This is a genomic window from Bacillus sp. AFS018417 (genome assembly GCF_002560985.1).
GTDB lineage: Bacteria > Bacillota > Bacilli > Bacillales > Bacillaceae_G > Bacillus_A > Bacillus_A rhizoplanae.
The window spans coordinates 1-306 of sequence record NZ_NTTM01000124.1; the positions used below are offsets into that span (position 1 = coordinate 1).

Here is a 306-nt window from a genome sequence, read left to right on the forward strand (position 1 = left end):
GGTTCTGGTGCAAAAACTTAAGGACAATTGCAATGAATCTATAAATCTTGGACATACTGTTACTATTACTTTAGAAAGGGTGCGTGATTGGTATGGAAAAGGAAAATGTATTCAAATGGAAGCATTATCAGCCTGATATTATTTTGTTAACGGTAAGATGGTACCTACGGTACAACCTCAGTTTTCGTGATTTGGTGGAAATGCTAGAAGAACGGGGTTTATCCATTTCTCATACAACGATTATGCGTTGGGTTCATCAGTATGGTCCTGAATTGGACAAACGAATCCGTCGTCACCTCAAACAAA

1 pseudogene is annotated in these 306 nt (G+C 38.2%); it reads left to right on the plus strand.

The window, feature by feature from the left end:
- Positions 1-92 precede the first annotated feature (92 nt).
- Positions 93-306, plus strand: a pseudogene (locus CN326_RS23785) (IS6 family transposase); the annotation flags it as partial.